This window comes from Hymenobacter polaris (assembly GCF_012927305.1).
In the GTDB taxonomy this organism is placed as follows: Bacteria; Bacteroidota; Bacteroidia; order Cytophagales; family Hymenobacteraceae; genus Hymenobacter; species Hymenobacter polaris.
Genome location: NZ_JABBGH010000001.1, coordinates 2292130 through 2313981, shown reverse-complemented (window position 1 = coordinate 2313981; position 21852 = coordinate 2292130). Strand labels below are relative to the sequence as shown.

14 protein-coding genes are annotated in these 21852 nt (G+C 62.5%); 11 read left to right on the top strand and 3 right to left on the bottom strand.

Annotated features, from left to right (window positions below):
- The first annotated feature begins 132 nt into the window (after window positions 1-132).
- Window positions 133-1389, top strand: coding sequence for a carboxypeptidase-like regulatory domain-containing protein (locus tag HHL22_RS09770; protein WP_169530788.1), 1257 nt, complete (start codon window positions 133-135; stop codon window positions 1387-1389).
- An 87-nt stretch (window positions 1390-1476) separates the two neighbouring features.
- On the opposite strand, the gene HHL22_RS09765 is transcribed toward HHL22_RS09770, so the two are convergent.
- Together HHL22_RS09765 and fbaA are read right to left on the bottom strand one after the other, a co-directional pair.
- Complete coding sequence (locus HHL22_RS09765) at window positions 1477-1809, bottom strand: PepSY domain-containing protein (RefSeq protein WP_169530787.1); 333 nt, start codon at window positions 1807-1809, stop codon at window positions 1477-1479.
- A gap of 145 nt (window positions 1810-1954) precedes the next feature.
- Entirely contained in the window at window positions 1955-3040 is a 1086-nt protein-coding gene (gene fbaA / locus HHL22_RS09760; protein ID WP_169530786.1) for a class II fructose-bisphosphate aldolase, read from the bottom strand.
- 553 nt (window positions 3041-3593) lie between these two features.
- Here fbaA and HHL22_RS09755 point away from each other — a divergent pair.
- The 10 genes from HHL22_RS09755 (at window position 3594) to HHL22_RS09705 (ending at window position 20203) form a co-directional block, all read left to right on the top strand.
- The gene (locus tag HHL22_RS09755; RefSeq protein WP_169530785.1) at window positions 3594-6695 is read left to right on the top strand and encodes a SusC/RagA family TonB-linked outer membrane protein; all 3102 of its coding nucleotides are present in this window, start codon (window positions 3594-3596) and stop codon (window positions 6693-6695) included.
- Between the two features lie 24 nt (window positions 6696-6719).
- Window positions 6720-8339, top strand: coding sequence for a RagB/SusD family nutrient uptake outer membrane protein (locus tag HHL22_RS09750; RefSeq protein ID WP_169530784.1), 1620 nt, complete (start codon window positions 6720-6722; stop codon window positions 8337-8339).
- 181 nt (window positions 8340-8520) lie between these two features.
- Window positions 8521-9705 carry a T9SS type A sorting domain-containing protein gene (locus HHL22_RS09745; RefSeq protein WP_169530783.1) on the top strand — a complete coding sequence of 395 codons (1185 nt, stop codon included), beginning with the start codon at window positions 8521-8523 and terminating at the stop codon, window positions 9703-9705.
- 163 nt (window positions 9706-9868) lie between these two features.
- Window positions 9869-11977, top strand: a complete 2109-nt coding sequence (locus HHL22_RS09740) for a glycoside hydrolase family 97 protein (protein WP_169530782.1) — start codon at window positions 9869-9871, stop codon at window positions 11975-11977.
- A 152-nt stretch (window positions 11978-12129) separates the two neighbouring features.
- The gene (locus HHL22_RS09735) at window positions 12130-13530 is read left to right on the top strand and encodes an alpha-amylase family glycosyl hydrolase (protein WP_169530781.1); all 1401 of its coding nucleotides are present in this window, start codon (window positions 12130-12132) and stop codon (window positions 13528-13530) included.
- 38 nt (window positions 13531-13568) lie between these two features.
- Window positions 13569-15251: a DUF6377 domain-containing protein gene (locus HHL22_RS09730; RefSeq protein ID WP_169530780.1), complete on the top strand. Its 1683-nt coding sequence runs from the start codon at window positions 13569-13571 to the stop codon at window positions 15249-15251.
- A gap of 600 nt (window positions 15252-15851) precedes the next feature.
- Complete coding sequence (locus tag HHL22_RS09720; RefSeq protein ID WP_169530778.1) at window positions 15852-16022, top strand: hypothetical protein; 171 nt, start codon at window positions 15852-15854, stop codon at window positions 16020-16022.
- Window positions 16023-16453: 431 nt separating this feature from the next.
- Window positions 16454-17017, top strand: coding sequence for a hypothetical protein (locus HHL22_RS09715; RefSeq protein WP_169530777.1), 564 nt, complete (start codon window positions 16454-16456; stop codon window positions 17015-17017).
- Window positions 17018-17759: 742 nt separating this feature from the next.
- On the top strand, window positions 17760-18740 hold the full coding sequence (locus tag HHL22_RS09710; protein WP_169530776.1) for an aspartate carbamoyltransferase catalytic subunit: 981 nt from the start codon (window positions 17760-17762) through the stop codon (window positions 18738-18740).
- Between the two features lie 185 nt (window positions 18741-18925).
- Complete coding sequence (locus tag HHL22_RS09705; protein WP_169530775.1) at window positions 18926-20203, top strand: dihydroorotase; 1278 nt, start codon at window positions 18926-18928, stop codon at window positions 20201-20203.
- Between the two features lie 831 nt (window positions 20204-21034).
- On the opposite strand, the gene HHL22_RS09700 is transcribed toward HHL22_RS09705, so the two are convergent.
- Window positions 21035-21238 carry a DUF3606 domain-containing protein gene (locus HHL22_RS09700; RefSeq protein WP_169530774.1) on the bottom strand — a complete coding sequence of 68 codons (204 nt, stop codon included), beginning with the start codon at window positions 21236-21238 and terminating at the stop codon, window positions 21035-21037.
- Window positions 21239-21852 lie beyond the last annotated feature (614 nt).

Genomic DNA, 21852 nt, shown 5'->3' with positions numbered 1-21852 from the left:
AAAAAGGGTGGGCCCTAAAGGTAGCAGCCAGCCGGGTGCCCTAGGCCCCACCAGGCGCTAGCAGGGGCAAGAGCCGCCGCCGCCGGAAATAAAAGTTGTATACTGCTAACTCATACTTAGTTTTAAGCTGCCATGCGGTTTTTCTCTTTGCCAGTGTTCGTGTTGCTGGCCCTGCTGCTGGGGCCGCAGCTAGCCCCGGCTCAAACCGGCGCCAGCACGAGCGGGCTAGTACGCGATGCCCGTACCCAGCGCCCGCTGGCCTATGCCAGCGTGTTTCTGGCCAATACCACCTACGGCACCACTACCGACTCGACGGGGCATTTTGTGCTCGACGGCGTGCCGGCCGGGCAATATGAGTTCACGGTGTCGCACGTGGGCTACGAGCTGTATAAGCAGGTGCTCGATTTACCGGCTGCCGCGCCGCTCACCCTGGCCCTGCGGCCGGTGGCCGTGTCACTGGAGGAAGTAACCGTGCGGCCCACCAAAAACCGGCCGGCTGATTTTCAGCGGTTCGTGCGGCAGTTTCTGGGCAATAGCACCCTGGCGCAGCAGTGCCGCATCGAAAATCCGCAGCAGGTGGTCGTTTCTTACGATAAAGCCGCGAACGAGCTAACGGCCCTGGCGCCCCGCAACTTGCAAGTAATCAACCAGGCGCTGGGCTACCGCATTATCTACCACGACTTTAGCTTCAAGATAGATTACCGGGCCAACCGCGTTGTGTTTGTGGCGGCCCCGCTGTTTGAGGCGCTGCCTAGTGCCAGCCCCAAGCAGCAGCGGCACTGGGAGGAAAACCGCCGCCGGGCCTACGCTGGCTCGCTGCCGCACTTCCTGCGCAGCGTGCGCGAAAATCGCCTGGTGCAGGAGGGTTTCCTGGTGCGCCGGCTGGTGCTAGCTCCCAGCTCCGAGCAGTTGCAGCAGCAACTAACCCAGGCCAGCGACTCGCTGGTGGCGGTGTTTGCCGCCGGGCCCGGCGTAACGGCCCGCGTGTATAAGCAGCCCGTGAGCGCCGCCCAAATCTGCCGCGTCCAGGCCAACCCCCCGCGCACGCTGCTCCGCTTTGCCGATGCCCTGCAGGTAACCTACCAAAACGAGCAGCCCGACCCCGTGTACACTGCCTACACCAGCCTGGCCGCTGGCCGCGCCCAAGTCGACGTGAGTGCTAGCCGCGTGGCAGGCTCGCGGAGTAGCGCCCCCCTAGGCCAGGCCGCCGCCCGTCCCGCCGCGCTCGAGGTGTCGGAGCTGCGCCTGCTGGGGCCCGAAGCCCTGATTTTGCCCACCGGTAACCTGCGCAACCCGCTTAGCGTGCAGGTCGATGGCTACTGGGCCTTCGAAAAAGTAGGCGAAGCCCTGCCGCTCGACTATGCCCCTGGCCTCACTAACCAGCCCTAGGGCACGCAAAAGGCCAAACCCGTTTAGGGCTTGGCCTTGGCTGTTGAGGGATGGCTCGGGGCGAGGTGCCACCGGCAAGCAGGAAAATTACATGCGGGCGCTGTCCTTCGCCATGCCTTTTTTCATGCCTTTGTGGTCCATTTTCATAGCCTTGCGGTCCATCTTCATTTGGTCGCGGTCAGCTTTCATGTCGCCTTTGCGGGGCTTGGTGTAGGCCTTCATGCGGTTGCCCTGCTCATCTTTGCCCTTCACTTTCATCTTGCCATCGCCCGGGTCCACTTTGGTTTTAATGGTCATGCCATCAACCACCTGCTTGGTCTTGTCGCCGCCGTCTTCTACTTTCACGGGGGTGGTTTGGGCCAGGGCAGCAGTGGCAGAGAACAAGCAGATAGCTACGGCAGAAAGAATCGTCTTTTTCATGGTGTAGGGTCGGAAAAAAGGTTTGGCCGCTATACGCGGGGCGCGGGGCAAAAGGTTGTACCCTCGTGCTGGTGCCCAATGCAAAAGCCCGGCCACGTTTTGCGTGGCCGGGCTTTTGCATTGGTGGGGGCCGTGTCGCACGGGCCTAGGGCCGGCGGTTCACGGCATTCAAATCTTCAAACGCCTGCTTGAGGCGGGTAGTGATGGTTTTCTCGCCCTCGCGCAGCCACACGCGCGGGTCGTAGTACTTCTTATTGGGCGAGTCGGGGCCGCTGGGGTTGCCAATCTGGCTTTGCAGGTAGCCCTCGTTCTTCACGTAGTAGTTCTTGATGCCTTCCCAAAAGGCCCACTGCAGGTCGGTGTCCAGGTTCATCTTGATGGCGCCGTAGCTAATGGCCTCGCGAATTTCCGCCTGGCTCGAGCCCGAGCCGCCGTGAAATACAAAATCAATCGGCATTTCATCCTCCAGCACGTACTTCTCGCGGATGTGCTTCTGCGAGTTGCTCAAAATGATGGGCTGCAGCTTCACGTTACCGGGCTTATACACGCCGTGCACGTTGCCAAACGCCGCCGCGATGGTAAAGCGCGGGCTCACTTCGCTCAGCTGCTCGTAGGCGTAGGCTACCTCCTCGGGCTGCGTGTAAAGCTTCGAGCTATCGACGTTCGAATTATCCACGCCGTCTTCCTCGCCGCCGGTCACGCCCAGCTCAATTTCCAGCGTCATGCCAATCTTGGCCATGCGCTCGAAGTACTTCTTGCTGATTTCGAGGTTTTCCTCAATCGGCTCCTCCGACAAGTCGAGCATGTGCGAGCTAAACAGCGGCTGGCCGTGCTCGGCAAAGTATTTCTCGCCCGCTTCCAGCAGCCCGTCAATCCAGGGCAGCAGCTTTTTAGCGGCGTGGTCGGTGTGCAGAATCACGGGCACGCCGTAGGCCTCGGCCATGAGGTGCACGTGGTGGGCCCCCGAAATGCCGCCCGCAATGCTGGCCTGCTGCTTGTCGTTGGGCAGGCCCTTGCCGGCAAAAAACTGCGCCCCCCCGTTCGAGAACTGAATGATAACCGGCGAGTTAAGGTCGCGGGCGGTTTCGAGCACGGCATTCACGGTGTCGGTGCCCGTCACGTTCACGGCCGGCAGGGCGTAGCCGTGGGCCTTGGCGTGGCGGAAGAGTTCCTGCACTTCATCGCCGTGCAGCACGCCGGCGCGCAGGCCGGTGAGGGTGGAAGTTGCCATAGTAGGTAGTGGGCGCGGGCAACGAGCCCGCGCATCCGCAAAGAAAACAGCTAAGCGGCAGTTTTAACTCCTTCGGCTAGGCGGTAAAGCAGTGCCAACCTGATAAAAAAGGCAAAACAGAGTAATCAGCTATTCTAGTAGTGGCAGCTCGCCGCTTGCCCGCTAGGGGCTGGGGGAGGGCCTAGGGCCCGGCGAGGCGTATAGTCCCAGCGGGAGGCAGTCCGGGTTTTTGCCGCTGCCAAGCTTGCAACCCAGGCAGGCTGCTGGCTTGGCAGCAGTGCGCTGGCGCATTAAATGACCCGCATTGGCGGACGTGCCTAAGTAGGAAAATAGTTTGATTTTCAATAAAGATTAAACAGTTAAGTTATTATAAAACAAAATATTAAGCTAGGTTTTTGAAAATTCGGTTTTGATTGGTGCTTGATAATTTTTGGTTGGTTGAGCAGCCCTCTTGCTTTGCTATACTCCGCAGCGGTCTGCTAGCTGGAATCGATTGCATCGACCCAGCGGCCGCTACCGGCTGCTGCCCTGCTCACCACCAATTCTCCCACCCATGCCGGTACTGCTACCGCTGCCGCCGCCCGCGCGGCATATTTCCACGGCGCTGTTTCTCGCCACCCTAGGGCTATTCTCCACGAGCCGCGCCTTGGCCGCGCCGCGGGCCGTTGCGTCACCTGTGAGCTTCACCGTCCGCCCGGCCCCGGCCGCCGATGGCACCGTGAACGGGCGCGTGGTGGACAAGCAGGGCGAGGGCCTGCCGGGCGCCACCGTCATTATTGAGGGCACCAGCCTGGGCAACAGCACGGCCACGGATGGTACTTTCTCGATAGCGCATGTGCCGGCCGGGGCGCACACGCTGGTGGTGTCGTCGGTGGGCTACACCACCGTGCGCCGGCCCATCACGGTAGCCGATGGGCAGAGCCTGCGCCTGGACGTGCAGCTGGCCGACGACGCTACTTCCCTCAGTGAGGCGGTGGTGGTGGGTTACGGCACCACCCGGCGGCAGGACGTGACCGGGTCGGTAACAACCGTCACGGCCAAGGACTTCGTGAAGGGCCAGATTACCTCGCCCGAGCAGCTGGTACAGGGCAAGGTGGCCGGCGTGCAGATAACCACCGGCGGGGGCGCGCCGGGCGAGGTGAGCACCATCCGCATTCGGGGCGGCTCGTCGCTGAACGCCAGCAACGACCCGCTCATCGTGATTGACGGGGTGCCGGTGGACAACCAGGGCATCAACGGGGCCGGCAGCCCACTGACGCTGGTGAACCCCAATGACATTGAGAGCTTTACCGTGCTCAAGGATGCCTCGGCGACGGCCATCTACGGCTCGCGGGCCTCGAACGGAGTAATTATCATCACCACCAAGAAGGGGGTAGACGGCGAGAAGCTGCGCGTAAACGTCAGCTCGCAGGTGTCGCGGGCCACCAACTACGGCAAGGTGCAGGTGCTCGACGCCGACGCCTACCGGGCGCTGATGAACCAGGCCATCGCCAACGGCACCATTCCGGCTAGCAACGCGCAGTTTCTGGGGCCGGCCAACACCGACTGGCAGAACGCCATCTACCGCCCGGCCTGGACTACCGACAACAACGTGAGCTTGACGGGCAGCGTGCGGCACATGCCCTACCGGGTGTCGGTGGGTTACCTCGACCAGCAGGGCACGCTCAAAACCGGCAACCTCGGCCGCTACACGGCGTCGGTGGGCCTGTCGCCCAGCTTCTTCGACAACCACCTGCGCCTCAACGTCAACGTGAAGGGCACCTCGGCCAGCTACCGCTTCGCCGACCAAGGGGCCATCGGCGGGGCCATCCGCTTCAATCCCACGCAGCCCATCTACAGCGGCAACGACAGCAAGTTCAACGGCTACTTCGAGTGGCTGGACCCGGCCAACGGCGTCAACCCCTACCCGCTGACCGACCGCAACCCGGTGGCCCTGCTCAACGACAAGCGCGACCACAGCACCGTGCGCCGCAGCATCGGCAACCTCCAGCTCGACTACAAGGTGCACTTCCTGCCCGACCTGCGGGCCAACCTCAACCTGGGCTACGACATCTCGCGCAGCGCGGGCAGCGTCGATGTGCCGGCCTCGTCGTCCATCGCCTACACCTTGCAGGGGCTGCAAAACCACTACCGGCAGGAGAAGAACAACAAGCTGCTGGAAACCTACCTCAACTACAGCAAGCAGCTGGGGGCGCACCACGTGGAGGCGCTGGCCGGCTACTCGTACCAGGACTTCTACACCTACAGCCCGTTCTACTTCTCGCTCACGGCCGCCGGCACCCGCCTCGACCCCACGGCCCCAGCCCAGAACCCCTTCAAAACCCAGTACACCCTGCTCTCGGTGTACGGGCGCCTGAACTACAACTACCAGGAGCGATACCTCTTCACCGGCACTTTCCGGCGCGATGCTTCCTCGCACTTCAGCCCCAGTACCCGCTGGGGCAACTTCCCGGCGGCCTCGGTGGCCTGGCGCATCAATAAGGAGGCGTTTCTGGACGGCAACAGCACCGTGTCGGAGCTGAAGCTGCGGGCCAGCTACGGCATCACCGGGCAGCAGGACATTACGGGCGTGGCCGGCGACTACCCCTACCTGGCTAAGTACACCATCGGCGCGCCCCAGGTGCGCCAGATTTTCGGCCGCGACACGGTGTATACCTACCGGCCGGCCGCCTACGACCAGAACCTGAAGTGGGAGCAGACCACCACCTACGACGTGGGCCTCGACTACGGCTTCTTCGGCAACCGCCTCACCGGCACCGTGGACGTGTACGTGCGCAACACCGACGACTTGCTGGCCGTGATTCCGGTACCGGCCGGCTCCAACCTCTCCAACACGCTGCTTACCAACATCGGCAGCCTGCAAAACAAGGGCGTCGAGTTTGCCCTCAACTACGACCTGGTGAAGAAGGAGCGCCTGAGTTGGTCGGTGAACTTCAACACCACCGTTAATCGCGGCAAGATTACCAGGCTCAGCCAGGTGCAGGACCCCACTTACCTGGGCACGCCCACCGGCGACTTGGGCAACTTCCAGTTTGCGCAGATTAACGCCGTGGGCTACGCGCCCAACACGTTCTTTCTGTACCAGCAGAAGTACGACGACAACGGCAAGCCCCTGCAAGGGCCCACGGCCAGTCCCAGCCCGGTGCAGTACGTGGACCAGAACAACGACGGCATCATCAACGAGCGCGACAAGGTGTACGGCAAGTCGCCGGCCCCCAAAGTCATCCTGGGCTTCAGCTCGAACCTGCGCTACGACAAGGCCACGCTCGCCTTCACGGTGCGCTCGAACCTAGGGCAGTACGTGTACAACAACGTGAACGCCGGCCAGGGCAACTACTACGGCCTGAACACGGGCCTGCAATACTCGGCCAACGTGGTGCCCAACATCTACGCCACGAACTTCAAGTACGGCCAGCCCTTCAGCGATTACTACCTGGAAAACGCCTCGTTCGTGCGCCTGCAAAACGTGACGTTCGGCTACGACTTCGGTAGCCTGCTGCGTGAGGGCACCACCCTGCGCCTGACGCTGGCCGGCCAGAATCTGCTGGTACTCACCGGCTACTCGGGCCTCGACCCCGAGCGGGCCTTCGGCATCGACAGCAACTTCTACCCGCTGCCCCGCACCGTTACCCTAGGGGTGAACGTGGGCTTCTAACGTCTTACGCGCTTACCTCCCGATATGAAATCCCACCCTGTACTGCGGCGGCTGGCCCTAGGCCTGCTGCTGAGCGGCGGCCTGGCGGCCTGCACCAAGGACCTCGACCGCTCGCCCTTCTACGACCTGAATACCGAGTCGGTGTATAGCGACCCGAACAACTACATCAAAGTGCTGGCCAAGCTCTACGCGGGCTTCAACCTGGCGGGTCAGGGCACCACCGGCTCGCCCGATGTGTTTGCTGGCGCGGGCAAGGACGAGGGCGAAACCTCATACCTGCGCGCCTGGTGGTACTTGCAGGAGCTGACCACCGACGAGGCCGTGGTGGCCTGGAACAGCGGCCCGCTGCAAGAGCTGAACACCGAAACCTGGTCGTCGAGCAACGACCTGATAAACAACAGCTACACCCGCATCTTCTACGAGGTGGCGGCTTGCAACGAGTTTATCCGCGAGAGCAGCGACGACAAGCTGGCCAGCCGCAACATCACCGGCGCGGATGCCGACGCTGCCCGCCTCGACCGGGCCGAGGCGCGGTTTCTGCGGGCGCTGGCCTACTACCACGCCCTCGACATGTACGCCAACGTGCCCTTCGTGACCGAGGCCGACGCGCCAAGCAAGAACCTGCCCAAGCAGATTAAGCGCGCCGACCTGTTTACCTACGTCGAGAGCGAGCTAAAAGCCATCGAGCCGCTGCTCACGCCCGCCCGGCAAGGCCCCTACGGCCGCGCCGACCAGGGCGCCGCCCAGACCCTGCTGGCCAAGCTTTACCTGAACGCGGAGGTGTACACGGGCACCGCCCGCTACACCGACTGCCTGACCTACTGCAACAAGGTGTTGGCCGCCGGCTACAAGCTGGCCCCCGAGTACCGCCTGCTCTTCTTGGCCGACAATAACACAGCGGCGGCCTCTGAAATCATCTTCCCCATCGAGAGCGATGGCCTGGTGTCGCAGACCTACGGGGGCACCACCTACCTGATACACGCCGCCGTAGGGGGGCGCATGATTGGCAGCACTTACGGCATTAGCAGCGGCTGGGCCGGCAATCGCACCCGCCAAAACCTGCCGCTGCTGTTTCCGACCGCTGCCAGCGGTACCGACAGCCGATTCATGTTCTTCCGGCCTGGCCAGCGCCTGAACGTCGATACGCTGACCGTATTCAGCAACGGCTACGGCGTCACGAAATGGAAGAACGTGACCTCAACCGGCGTACCCGGCCACGACCCCACCGGCACCTTCGTGGACACCGACTTCCCGATGTTTCGCCTCGCCGACGTGTACCTGATGTACGCCGAGGCGGTGCTGCGCGGCGGCCAGGGTGGCTCGCAGGCCCAGGCCCTTGCTTACGTGAACGCCCTGCGCGACCGCGCCTACGGCAACGCCAGCGGCGGTACCGACGGCCGCATCGCGGCCAGCGACCTCACCACCAGCTTTATCCTCGACGAGCGCGCCCGCGAGCTGTACTGGGAGGGCACCCGCCGCACCGACCTCGTGCGCTTCGGCCGGTTCACGGGCGGCACCTACCTCTGGCCCTGGAAGGGCGGCGTGGCTGGCGGCAAGGCCCTTGATGGCACCCGCAACATCTACCCCATCCCCTCCACCGACATCGTGGCCAACCCCACGCTGACCCAGAACCTTGGCTACTAACCCCCTCCGAAACTCCGGAGCCTGGTACGGCCTGCCCCCGTCTGGTATGGGACTCCCAGGCGGCTGGCGCACCGGCCGGTAAATCCAGGCTTCGGGGTTTGGGCAACCCTACCCCCTAGCCTCCTCCCCCGCAGGGGAGAGGGCTACCATCTGCTTTCTCCCACCTTCACCCATTTCCTCCATGAAAAAAATAACTACCCTTACCCTGGCCGTCACCCTCGCCACGGCCGCGCTGAGCGTCCGTGCCCAGGTTACGCTCGACGGCACCATCACGACGGCCGAAATCGGCACCACGGCCGGCAAGTACCAGTCGCTCGGCAAGTTCACGACTTCGCACATCCCCGTAACCGGCGGCCCAACGGGTTTTGGCAACGCGGGGCTGTTGCAGCTGTACGGCGCGAACAGCGCCACCAAGCTCTACATCGGCATCGCGGGCACTATCGAAACGGGCGGCAATAACTTCCAGCTGTACATGGACTTGCCCAACAAAACTGGGGTGCCCGTCGGCACCGGCCTGCCCAGCATTGCGGGCGCTTCGACGGTGTTCGGCACCTTTTCGGGGGGCAGCATCGGGGGCACCAAGCTCGACCTGGAGGCCGATGCCGCCATTGCCACCACGGGGCAGGGCGACGTGCAGGCCGCCATCTATAAGTCGGCCACTTCGGCGGTGGCCAAGTCGCTGGGTGGCGGCGCGGCCATCCTGCTCGACGGTACGCCCAACCCCGTGTACGACGCCACCGGCGACTACGCCCTCTTCGCCAATACCCGCGTGGCCTACAAGCAGTCGGCCACTGGCCTCAGCGGCAACCCCGGCAACGCCAACGGCGGCGGGGCCGGCTCTTACGCCCTGGAATACGAATTTGACCGCACCGCCCTAGGCCTGCCTTCGGGCGCCTCGATTGTGAAAGTATTTGTGGCCTACGTGAGTGGCGACGCCTACTGGTCGTCCGATTTTATTCCCGAAACGGTGGGTAACGGAAAAGACAGCGGTGGCCTTTATAACATCGGCTTCTCGCCCGACTTCACCGACCAAACCCGATTCCCCGGCACCCAGGCCGCGAGCGTCAATGTGCTGGTGCTCAGCAGCCGCCAGGCCGACGAGGCCGTGGTAGCCATGAGCGTATTTCCGAATCCGGCCGAGAGCCGCGCCACCGTAGCCTACCAGGTGCAGGGCGCCGCGCAAGACGTGTCGGTGCGGGTGCTCGACCTGCTGGGCCGCGAGGTGCGCACGCTGCTGAGCGCCAAGCAAACTCCCGGCTTCCACGACCTGGGCGTGCCCACCGACAACCTGGCCGCCGGGGCCTACCTGGTGCGCGTGCAGGTGGGTGACAAGGTAGCCACCCGCCAGCTGGCCGTCACGCGCTAGCGGTGCGGGTTTACCTCACCCCCTAGCCCCCTCTCCTTGGGGAGAGGGGGAACTAGCTCTAAAAAGCTAGCTGCTAGAAATTAAAGCTAAAAACTAGTTCCTCCTCTCCCCAAGGAGAGGGGGCTAGGGGGTGGGGGAAACTCACCCCCACCAATCCTCTTCCATGCGCCCCTACCTTTTCCTGCTCCTAGCCCTAATTGCCACCGCCGCCCACGCCGCCAGCCCGCCCCTCACGGCCCGCCTAGGCCAGGTGCAGCTCACCTTCGCCCTGAACGCGGCCGGGCAGCCGACCTACGCCGTGCGCTACGGCCAGCGGCCGGTCGTCAATGCCTCGCGGCTGGGCGTAGCCTTCGCGGGCGGCGGGGGCTTTGATGGGCCGCTGCGGGTGCTGGGCAGCGAAGTGACTGATGTGGACAACACTTGGCAGCCGGTGTGGGGCGAGGTCAAAAGCATCCGCAACCACTACCAGCAGCTGACGGTGCACCTGCGCCAGCCCGCCGCGCCCGGCCGCCGCCTCGACGTGGTATTCCGGGTGTTTGCCGACGGCGTGGGCTTTCGCTACGAGTGGCCCCGGCAGCTGGCCCTAGGTAACTTCGTGGTGCAAGACGAGCTGACCGAGTTTGCCCTGCCCGCCGACCACCAAGCCTTCTGGATACCCGGCGACTACGACACCAACGAGTACCTCTACACCCGCTCGCGCCTGAGCGCCGTGGACAACGCAACCCAGGTGCGGGCCTCGACCGAGATTGCCGTGCGCGACGCGCCCGACGCGCAGGCCGTAGCCACGCCCCTGATGCTCAAGGCCGACGACGGGCTGTACGTGAACATCCACGAGGCGGCGCAGGTCGATTACCCGGCCATGCAGCTGCACGTGGACCGCGCCAGCCACGTGCTCACGGCCCAGCTGGTGCCCAACGCGGTGGGCAGCAAGGCCTTTCTGCACGCGCCCGCCCACACGCCCTGGCGCACCATCGTGGTGAGCGACAAGGCGCCCGACATCCTGGCCAGCAAGCTCATCCTCAACCTCAACGAGCCGAGCAAGCTGCCCGACACGGGCTGGATACGGCCGATGAAATTTGTGGGCGTGTGGTGGGAGATGCAAACCGGCCGCAGCGACTGGAAGTACGCCGAAAGCGCCGACACGCTTGGCGCCCAGGGCCAGCTCATCCCCACCGGCCGCCACGCCGCCACCACCGCCAACGTGAAGCGCTACCTCGACTTCGCCGCCGCCCACCGCATACCGGGCGTGCTGGTGGAGGGCTGGAACGTGGGCTGGGAGGACTGGTTCGGCGCCTGGAAAGAGCACGTGTTCGACTTCACCACGCCCTACCCCGACTTTGACCTGCCGGCCCTGGCGGCCTACGCCAAGGCCAAGGGCGTGCAGCTGATTATGCACCACGAAACCAGCGGCGCGGCCACCGGCTACGAGCAGCGCTTCGACTCGGCCTACCAGCTGATGAACCGCTACGGCTACCCCTCGGTAAAAACCGGCTATGTGGGCCGCATTATCCCGAGGGGCGAGCACCACGATGGGCAGTGGATGAGCAACCACTTCGTGCGGGTGGCCGAGATGGCGGCCCGCCACCGCGTAACCGTGGACATGCACGAGGCCGTGCGCCCCACCGGCCTGCACCGCACCTACCCCAACTGGCTGGCCGGCGAGGCCGGCCGCGGCAACGAGTACAACGCCTTCACTGACACCGGCAACCCGCCGGCCCACGAAACTATCTTGCCCTTCACCCGCTTCATGGGCGGGCCGATGGACTACACGCCCGGCATCTTCAAGCTGCGCGGCTACCAGGCCCAGCACCCCGCGCGCCAGGTGCGCACCACTCTTTGCAAGCAGCTGGCCCTGTACGTGGTGCTCTACTCGCCACTGCAAATGGCTGCCGACCTACCCGAAAACTACGAGGCCCACCCCGACGCGTTCAAATTCATCGAGGACGTGCCCGTGGACTGGGACGACACCCGCGTGCTGGAGGCCGAGCCGGGCGAGTACATCACCACCGCCCGCCAAGAAAAAGATAGTCAGCGCTGGTTCGTGGGGGCCATCACCGGCGAGCACGCCCGCACCGCCACCCTCGACCTGGGCTTCCTGCCCAAAGGCAAAACTTACCGCGCCACCATCTACGCCGACGCGCCGGGCGCCGACTGGCATACCAACCCCGAAGCCTACCGCATCAGCCAGCAGACGGTGCGGGCCGGCACCCGCCTGCGCCTGCCGCTGGCCCCCGGCGGCGGCGCGGCCGTGAGCCTGGTGCCGGCCGAGTAGCTAATGCTTGCTGATTATCAAATCACTATGTTGTATAGCGTCCTGGCTGACAGCGTAAGATTTCCTTTTTTAACATCCCTGCGCCGCCGTCGCCGACTTGGCCTGCCTTGCGCCTAGGGGTTGTCATTACTTGCATCTTTATTCCTTTTCCAATGAAATCTCGCCTCTTTGCCTGCCTGCTCTACGCCGGGCTGCTGGCCGCCTGCAAGGCATCCGACCCCACGCCGGCCCCGACGCCCACGCCCACTCCGACCAACCCCACTACGACCACGCCCGTGCAGTACGGCACGCCCTTCAGCGGGGTGCCCAACCGCGAGGACGCCCAGATTTACCAGGTCAACATGCGGGCCTTCAGCCAAGCCGGCAACTTCGCCGGCGTTACGGCCCGGCTCGACTCAATTAAGGCCCTAGGCGTGAACATAGTGTACCTAATGCCTATCTACCCCGTGGGGCAGGTGCGCTCCGTCAACTCACCTTACTGCGTGAAGGACTATACCAGCGTGGGTAGCGAGTTTGGCACCCTCACCGACCTGCGGGCACTTGTGGACGGGGCGCACCAGCGGGGCATGGCCGTGATGCTCGACTGGGTGGCCAACCACACCAGTTGGGACAACGCCTGGATTACGGCCCATCCTGACTGGTACCTTAAAGATGCCAACGGCAATATTGTGAGCCCGCCCGGCACCAACTACACCGACGTGGCCCAGCTCAACTTCCAGAACGCGCAGATGCGCCTGGCCATGATTGCCGCCATGAAGTCGTGGGTGTACACGGCCAACGTCGATGGCTTCCGCTGCGACTACGCCGACGCGCCCACCATCGCGGCCAGCCCCTTCTGGAAGCAGGCCGTGGATACGCTACGCAGCATCCGCACCCACAAGCTACTGCTGCTGGCTGAAGGTACTAACAGCGCCAACTTCACCAGCGGCTTCGACTACAACTTCGGCTTCGGCTTCTACGGCGGGCTCAAGAGTGTGTACGGCAGCGGCAACGCGGCCAGCAGCCTCAGCAGCTTTAATACCAGCGAGTATGCGGGGGCTACGGGTACCCAGCAGGTGGTGCGTTACACCACTAACCACGATGTGAACGATTCGGACGGCACCCCCGTGCAGCTGTTTGGGGGCAACGCGGGGGCCATGTCGGCCTTTGTGGTGGCGGCCTGCTTCAAGGGCGTGCCCTTCGTGTACGACGGCCAAGAGGCGGGCATGACCCAGAAGATTCCCTTCCCCTTCACGACGGTAAAAATCCAGTGGGGCGCCCACCCCGACGTGACCCGCGCCTATACGGCTCTGCTCAAGGCTCGCGCCGCTAGCCCCTCGCTTAGCCACGGCACACCCACCGCCTACAGCACCGCCGACGTGGTGGCCTTCAGCAAAACCAACGGCGTGGAAACCACCGTGGTGCTGGCCAACGTGCGCAATAGCGCCGTGAGCTACGCCGTGCCCGCCGCCCTGGCCGGCACTTACACCAACCTGCTGCAAAGCGGCGCCTCGGTAAGCCTGGGCGGCACCTACCAGCTGCCCGCCTACGGCTACCTGGTGCTGCGCAAGTAGCCGGGTGGGGGAAGAGGCATAAGGGCAGGGAAGTACTTTTGAGTACTTCCCTGCCCTTATTTCCCACCGTGTTCGTGCGAATCTGCCTGCTTTTCTGCTTTCTGCTGTTGCTGCCGCCGCCGGGCTGGGCCGCTGCCGGCCCCACCGACCGGTTGCTCGACCAGCTCAACGCGGTGCTGCTGCGCAAGGCCGACTACATGCGCCAGCGCCAGGACTCCATTGCCCTGCTCACCCGCGCCTTCAGGGCGCAGCCCGTGGGCCGGGCGAAATTTGCGCTGGGCCAGCGCGTGTTCGAGCAGTACAACACGTTCAAGTACGACTCGGCCTTTGCTTACGCCCTGAAGCTGCGGCAACTGGGCCAGCAGCTCGGCGACGAGCGCCTCACCGAGCGGGCGCAGCTCAGTCTAGCTCAAATTCACTTGTCGGCGGGCATGTTTACGGAGGCCTTCGAGCTGGAGCGGTCGCTGCAACCGGCGCTGCTCGACTCGGCCAGCAAGCAGGCGTTTTACTTCCTGGAGGCCCGCAGCTACAGCGACCTGGCCGACTACAACAACCCCGTGGGCTATTACCGGCCCGCCTACACGGCCCGGGCCGTGGCCTGCCTCGATACGGCCCTGCGCTATTGCCGCCCCGGCACCTACGACTACCTAGCCCTGCTGGGCTTCCGGGCGCTCAAGCAGGGCGACTTGCCGCGCAGCCGCGCCCTCTACGGCCAGCTGCTGGCGCTGCCGGGCCTCTCGCGGCACCAGTTCGCCATCACGGCCAGCACCTTATCGTTTGTGGAGGAGCAGCTGGGCCGGCCGCAGCTGGCCATCGACCTGCTCATCCAGGCCGCCATCGCTGACGTGGAAACGGCCACCACTGAAACCATTGCCCTCTTCAAGCTCTCCGACTTCTGCTACCGGCGCGGTGACCTCAAGAACGCTTACACTTTCATCAACTTCGCCCGCGAGGACGCGGCCTTCTACAATGCCCGGCTGCGGCAGATTCAGATTGGGGGCATCTACTCCACCATCGAGAGCCAGCGCATTGGCATTATCGAGCGGCAGCGACGCTCGCTCACCATCTACGCCTTCGTGTTTACGGTGCTGCTGCTAGTGGTGGTGGGCTTCGCGGTGCTGCTGTTTCGGCAGCTCCGCAAGCTCCAGCGGGCCGATGCTGTCATCTCAGTCATCAACCAGGAGCTGCAAGCCAATAACCAGCAGCTCAGCGACTTCAATCAGCGCCTGAGCGGCCTCAACCAGACCCTGCACGAAACCAGCCGCATCAAGGACGAGTACGTAGGCTACTACCTCAACGCCAGCTCGGAGTATATCGACAAGATTGAGCGCTTCAAGCAGGCCCTGGAGAAGACGCTGCTCACCAAGCAGTACGCGGGCACCCAAAAGCTGGTCGATAGCCTCAACATCAAGCGCGAGCGCAGCGAGCTGTTCCGGGGCTTCGACCAAGTATTCCTCAAGCTGTTTCCCAACTACGTGGCCGCCTTCAACGCCCTGCTGCGCCCCGACGAGCAAATCGCGCTGGCCGACGACCAATTGCTGAACACCGAGCTGCGCATCTTCGCCCTCATCCGCCTCGGCATTGACGACAGCGAGCGCATCGGCCGCATCCTGGGCTACACGGTCAGCACCATCTACACCTACAAGACGCGGGTCAAGAAGAGGTCCCTCTACCCCAGCGAGGAGTTCGAGCCGCGCGTAAAGGCCATCCAGGTGGCCTAGGGTACCTGGTTGCTGGGCAGTGTGAACACTGTCAGGATTTCCCTAAGATGCTGCTGGAGCTGGCTTTTTGGAAAGAGCCATAAGCAATTGATAAAAAGTAAGTTGCTCGAAACAAACTAACTCGAGCAACTTCTAAGCACGTTGCTTCTATTTATCCCGCGTTGCGGCTAGCGGCCCGCTCGGTGGTAGGGCGGTAATACTTGAAGAGAGGGAAATGAATCCTGTATGAGCCCCGCCAGCTTCCCTAGGGCTGCCTACACGAGGCCCGCCCAGCCACGAGTGGGGAGCCGCCAGCAGGGCCGGGGGCCAGGGCTACTAGCGAGGCAACTGATTAAACGCGGCGCTGCTTTCGACATCTCACTAGGCATAGACCAGGTTGTACGGACAATTAGCGTAGCCAAAGCAGCGCGCAGATGAAGTGTACAAAGCCGAGGTAGCTACTAGCCGTTCTGTCGTAGCGTGTAACCAGTCGACGAAACTGTTTGAGCCGGCTCATCAGCCGTTCAATCTGGAGGCGACGGAAGTGGCGAAATCCAAAAAGGGCAAAAAAGGCGTCGCCGCCAGCCCGCCCACACGGAGGAGGTAACCAATTTTGGCCTTATGAGCTGGAACCTGGCGCTGCCCGCGAAGGTGCGCGTGGGCCACGTCACCTTCGGAGCCACCTACAACTACGTGCTACCCATCAAGCTGCCGCACGAAGACGAGGCAGCCGGTTTTGGCCCCAAGAGCTACCTCAGCTTTTCGCTCAGCTACAGCCTAGGCGGCCATTAAGTACTCGTGCATACGTAAACATAATTTATGAAGCATTGATTAACAAGCACTTGATGCAAAAAAACTGCTAGCTTCACTTAAACCCTAGGCCCGCCTCAGCTTCCAACCAACACACCCGCACCTACCAGCCCGGCTGGCGGTGCCGGGGCCAGGCTGGCCGCAACGGCCTCGCCCCAATCACCGTGTTGGGGCCAGCCGGTAGCAACCTGCCCGCCAGCCCCTAGGCCAGGCTCCATCCGGAGGGAGCTTTGAGCTGGAGGAGGCAACTAGGGCGCAGGCTTGCCAGGGTTATCAATCCATTCACCCCTCCACATAAAAAGTTTATGTTGGCTGCCCTCGTCTGTTTCGGCGGCTACGCGGGCTGGGCCCAGGGCCTGCAGCAGGACGAGCACAACTTGCAGCAAGCTAAGGAGCAGCCTGCCAAGCTATAAGTGGAGATTGCCAGCACCCAGTCGAGCCTGCGCCAGGACGATGCCAACATCAGCGCGGACAAGGCCACCGTCAAGGCCGAGGAAAAGCGCGTGATGGCGCTGGAAAAAGTATTGCGCGAGCAGCGGGCCGACGTGCGGCGCGGGCGCCAGGACCTGGCCCTTGACCGCGCCGACCTCAAGCTGGACCGCGCCAATGAGCCCGCCGATAAGTCGTTGCTGACAGGCGACAACCAAGCCCTGGCTACCGACCACTCGGCGCTGCAGCGCGACCGCAGCGCGGTGAAGACGGATGCTGAAAAAGTAATAGCCGACGTAAAAGCTGGGGCCTCGCAAACCCAAACCGATGCCGATGAGCCGGCCCTGGCCACGGCCACGGCCGGCCTGGCTACCGCCAAAGACAAGCTGGCCAAAGACCTGAGCACCCGTGAATACGACCGCCAGCTGCTGGCCCGCGACACCAAGCAGTGCCAGGCCGACAAGAGCACGCTGCACAAAGATGAGCTGGCCTACAAACACCACGAAGCCAGCCTGGCGAAAGGTAAAGCTGCCGTAGAAAGACCATAGATAAGCTGGCTGCTACTAAAGCCGACCTCAAAGCCGACCGCCAGGATGCCAAAGCCGCCCACCAAGAGCAGGCCCAGGACCAGCGCGAATTGGCCCGCGAACGCCTATAGAAGGTACGCGACCAGCGCGAGATTCAGCGCGACAAGAATATGCTGGCGCATCACTTTAGGGCCGCCGCTGCCAAATGCCTAACGTAGCGCCGGGTCCCTAGGGGTTCGGCGCTACGTTAGGCATTTGGCAGCAGACTAAAACGAAAAGCATGGGTGTCCTGCAGTTGCCCGCCTTCAAACCAGCGCCTAGGGTGCCAACCGGTCCGAAACGCTTGCGCATAACGCATTAAAGCGCAGAATTTTTGTTCGCTGATTCGCAAGGCATCCGGCCGCCGCAACGGAAATCCTTGCCCAACCCGCACAAAGGATTCGTAACAATGCCGTAGCTTTGCGGCATGCTTCAACGGAAAAACGTGTTGGCGAAGCGTGGGACCCTGCTCAGCAAGGAACCGCGAGTAGGCCGGAAGGCCTTCGCCACCAGCGATTTTCCCGATTTTGCCGCTGGCGTTTCCGTTGTTTTTTTCAGGTGTTGCCCCGCTACCGTTTCGGAATCCGAAACGGTTTTTTTATGCCCGTTGCATTTGGCGGCGACCTCGGTGCCGCCAGACGGCTTCTACGCCAGGGCCTAGGGTGGGCAAGACCGGAAAATGTTATTTTTAAGCTAGTTAACCCTCTTTTTCCTCCTCTTCGGTATGGCACGCAAAGACCTGCTCGACATCGCCTCCCTCCACCGCGAGGAAATCGAGTTCCTGCTCGACCAATCCACGTCGTTTAAGAAGCTGTTCACCCGCTCGGTGAAGAAGATTCCCGCCCTCGAAGGCAAATCCGTGCTCATGCTGTTCTACGAGGCCAGCACCCGCACGCACTCCTCGTTCGAGGTGGCGGCCCGGCGCCTCTCGGCCGAGGTTACCAACTTCGACGTGGCCCACTCCTCCATCACCAAAGGCGAGTCGGTGCGCGAAACGATTGAGACGCTCCAGGCCATGCGCACCGACTACATCGTGGTGCGCCACAGCCACTCGGGCCTGCCCGGCATGATTGCCCGCCAAACCACGGCCTCGGTCATCAACGCCGGCGACGGGGCGCACGAGCACCCCACCCAGGCCCTGCTCGACGCTTTCACCATCCGGGAGAAGTTTCCCGACCCTAGGGGCCGCAAGGTGCTCATTATCGGCGATATCTTGCACTCGCGCGTGGCCCGCTCTACCAGCACGCTGCTGCAAAAGCTGGGCATCGAGGTGGCCTACCTCGGGCCGGGCTCGCTGGTGCCCAAGTACGGCCCGGCCAGCATCCCGCGCTTCACCGACTACGAGGCGGCCATGGCCTGGGCGCCCGACGTAGTGTACCTGCTGCGCGTGCAGCTCGAGCGCCAGGACGTGCAGTTCTTCCCCAGCGTGCGCGAGTACCACCGGGTGTACGGCATCACCAACACCCGACTGACCGAAATCCGCGACCGCGGCCTCTACATTATGCACCCCGGGCCCGTGAACCGGGGCGTGGAGCTGTGCGACGCCGTGATGGACTACGAGCGCAGCCTCATCACCAACCAAGTCGAGAACGGCATCTCCATCCGCATGGCTGTGCTCGATTGGCTCACGCCGGGCGGGGAGTTTCCGCGGCAGCAGGCCTACGCCGCCCAGCCGCGCGCCGGCTCCAAGGCGATGATGCCCTAAAAGCTGTTTTCTTACTGAAAACGGTCATGCTTATCTGGCGTCCGCTTGTCGAAGCATCTCTACCGCGCCGGTAGGATTACTAACCCAACGGCGTGGTAGAGATGCTTCGGCAAGCGGACGCCAGATAAGCATGACCACCTTTTGAGACTTGATACATTACTAAATAGCCATACCATAGCCCCTTCATGCTTCTTCTGCAAAACGCCCGCATCGCTTCCGAAAATTCCCCCGTGCTGCGCGAGGGCGACGTGCTGATAACCGACGGAAAGATTCAGGCCATCGGCCCCAACCTCGCCGCGCCCGAGGGCGCCCGGGTCATCGACGCGCGCGGCCGCGTGCTGCTGCCAGGTATGTTTGATGCCCACGTGCACTTCCGCGCCCCCGGCTTCGAGAACAAGGAAACCATTACCACCGGCAGCGAAGCGGCCATCAACGGCGGTGTGACCGGCGTGGTGATGATGCCCAACACCCGCCCGGCCCTCGACTCAGCCACGGCCATCGCCACGGTGCTAGAAAACGCCCGCGACCGGGCCCGCATTCCGGTGTATACCTCGGGCTGCGTCACCAAAAATCGCGAGGGCAAGGAGCTGGCCGAAATAGAGGGCATGCGCGAGCTGGGTGTGAAGATGCTCACCGACGACGGCGATACCACGGCCGACCCGGCGGTGCTGCTGCGGGCCATGCAGTACGCTACCGAGTTCGGGATGTTCTTCGCCAGCCACTGCGAGGTACCCGAGCTGGCCGGGCCTCGTGCCCTCAACGAGGGGGTGATGAGCTACCGGCTAGGCATCAAGGGCTCACCGGCCTGCGCCGAGGAAATCATCATCGACCGCGACATCCGGCTGGCTCGGGCGGCAGGCGCGCACGTGCACATCCAGCACGTATCGAGCAAGCTCGGCATGGAAACCATCCGCTGGTGGAAGTCGCGCGGCGATGTGCAAGTGACGGCCGAGGTGGCCCCGCACCACCTGCTGTTCACCGACGAGCACATCGGCGACTACGACACCAACTACAAGATGAACCCGCCGCTGCGCACGCAGGCCGACTGCGACGCCCTGCTTGAAGGGCTTATCGAGGGCGTCTTTGACCTCATCGCTACCGACCACGCGCCGCATACGCCCTACGAAAAAGCCCAGGACTTCATCAGCGCCCCCAACGGCATCACCGGCCTCGATACGGCCCTGGTATCGCTCTATCACCACTTCGTGCAGCCCGGCAAGTTCAACTGGGACCTGCTGGTGAAGCGCTACTCGGCCGAGCCGCGCCGCCTGATGGGCCTGCCGGTGGCTGCCATCGAGGTCGGCCAGGAAGTTAACTGCGTCCTGTTTGATACCGAGGCGGAAACGACCTTCACGCGGGACTTTATGAAATCCAAGTCCCAGAACACGCCCTTCATCGACCAGACCCTGCAGGGCCGGGTAGACCTGGTGCTGCTGGGGTCGGAAATCCTGCTCGAGCGCTAGCCATCCCTAGGGCCGGGCCCTGAGCTAGACTAGGCAGAGGCACCTGAAATTTCGGACTGGCGCCGGGCAGCCACTTCATCTGCAAGGCCCATTAAGTGCATGAAGAGTTCCTCTTCCGCAAGGGTGGATTTATACGCTATGCTACCGGGTCGCCGCGACGGTGCAGCGGGCGGGGCGGTGTGGTGGGCCGGGTTGGAAGGAATATTTTGCCGAGTCGATGGATGTGCTTGTAGCGACTAGGTAAAAGGCATTCCAAGGCGTAAGACGGTGGCTAAGTGGCGTGAAAGCCTCACCTCTCAGATGCGCGCAGGAAACCCGAATCAGTTGCAACGGCGCCTAGTGCTGCGCAAGAAGTTGTCGCCGTGGCCTTTAGCGCCATACGTTGCTGCTGCTAGATGATGGCCGCTGCGCGCTGCCGGCCACGAGGCCGCACTTCGCGCGCTCGGTGTTGCACCGGTGTTTGCAAGGCCACAGCATTAGTCGTCTGCCACTGAATTTATTCAAAACCCCCTCCGCCCCAAGCTGAGACTAGTATCTGGGTCGATAAAGCAGTGCTCGTAGCCTAGGCGGCGGAGTGGCCAGCCAGCTCCGCCACTTCTAGCTGCACTAGCTGAAGGCGCGAGTGGCTTAGCAGATAGAACGCGGGTAAGATAAACAAATTGAATATCCCCACTACGGCGTAGTAAATGCCTACGTAGCGCAAGTAAGAAGCCGGCAGTAGGTACAGGACCCCGCCAATTAACGCGCTTAAACCTAGAACAACCAGCAGTAGGCGGGATGAAAACGAAAGAGGATACGAGCTAGACATTACGGTGACGGGTGGGAAAAGAGCTAGAATTGCGAGGACTGCTGCGGTAATATCTGGCGAAATTTGAGATAATGCCGGATAGTAGGAATGTGCGTGCCGACGGCAAGTGCGGCGGCCCGCAGCTGCTCTTCGGTGCAGTTTAGTACGTTAAGCCAGTGGGCTACTTCTTGAGGATTGGCAAAGTAGACGTGCGGCTCACGAGGCGAGCCAAATTGCTGGGAAGGCATGATAAGGATAAGAATAGCAAATTCAAGGATAGAAACGGATGCGAAAAAAAGCACGGAAATAAGCCGCCTGGCTGCTAGCTGGCGCACCGCGCCAAATAGTGAGTCCCTAGGCTACTAGCGAGCCAGTAAGGCCGGGGGCAGGACTGCCAGGCGCAATAGGATTTTAGTAGAGGCGGTGGCGCCTTAAACAGGCTGCCAAAATATAGGAAAGGTGGCGAATATACTGCGCCGCTATGATATTACAGCAAAGACTTTTAGGTGGTTTATCTGAAATAGCCAACGTGCCGCTACAGTTCAGAAAAAATGTTGAATATTCCGTCTAATGTAATGGGTTATCCTACGAGAAGAAGCTCATTTCTGAAAAGAGATAAGCTATTCGAAAATCACCTAACGAAGGGATATAGCAACTGGCAGCAAGACGAGAAAAAGGAACTATGCTGCTTGCCGAAGGCTAGGGTAGCAGTAGGTGCCTAGTCGGCTATGCTCAATACTGAGCGTTGGACTGGAAAGATTTAGTTGATTCTAGGTAATATACAACTTCGTCGATGGTAAGGCGCCCGCGCTGAAATAGAGTTAGGTAGTGTTGCTCCTGGGGAGTTGAAAAAGGGTTGACG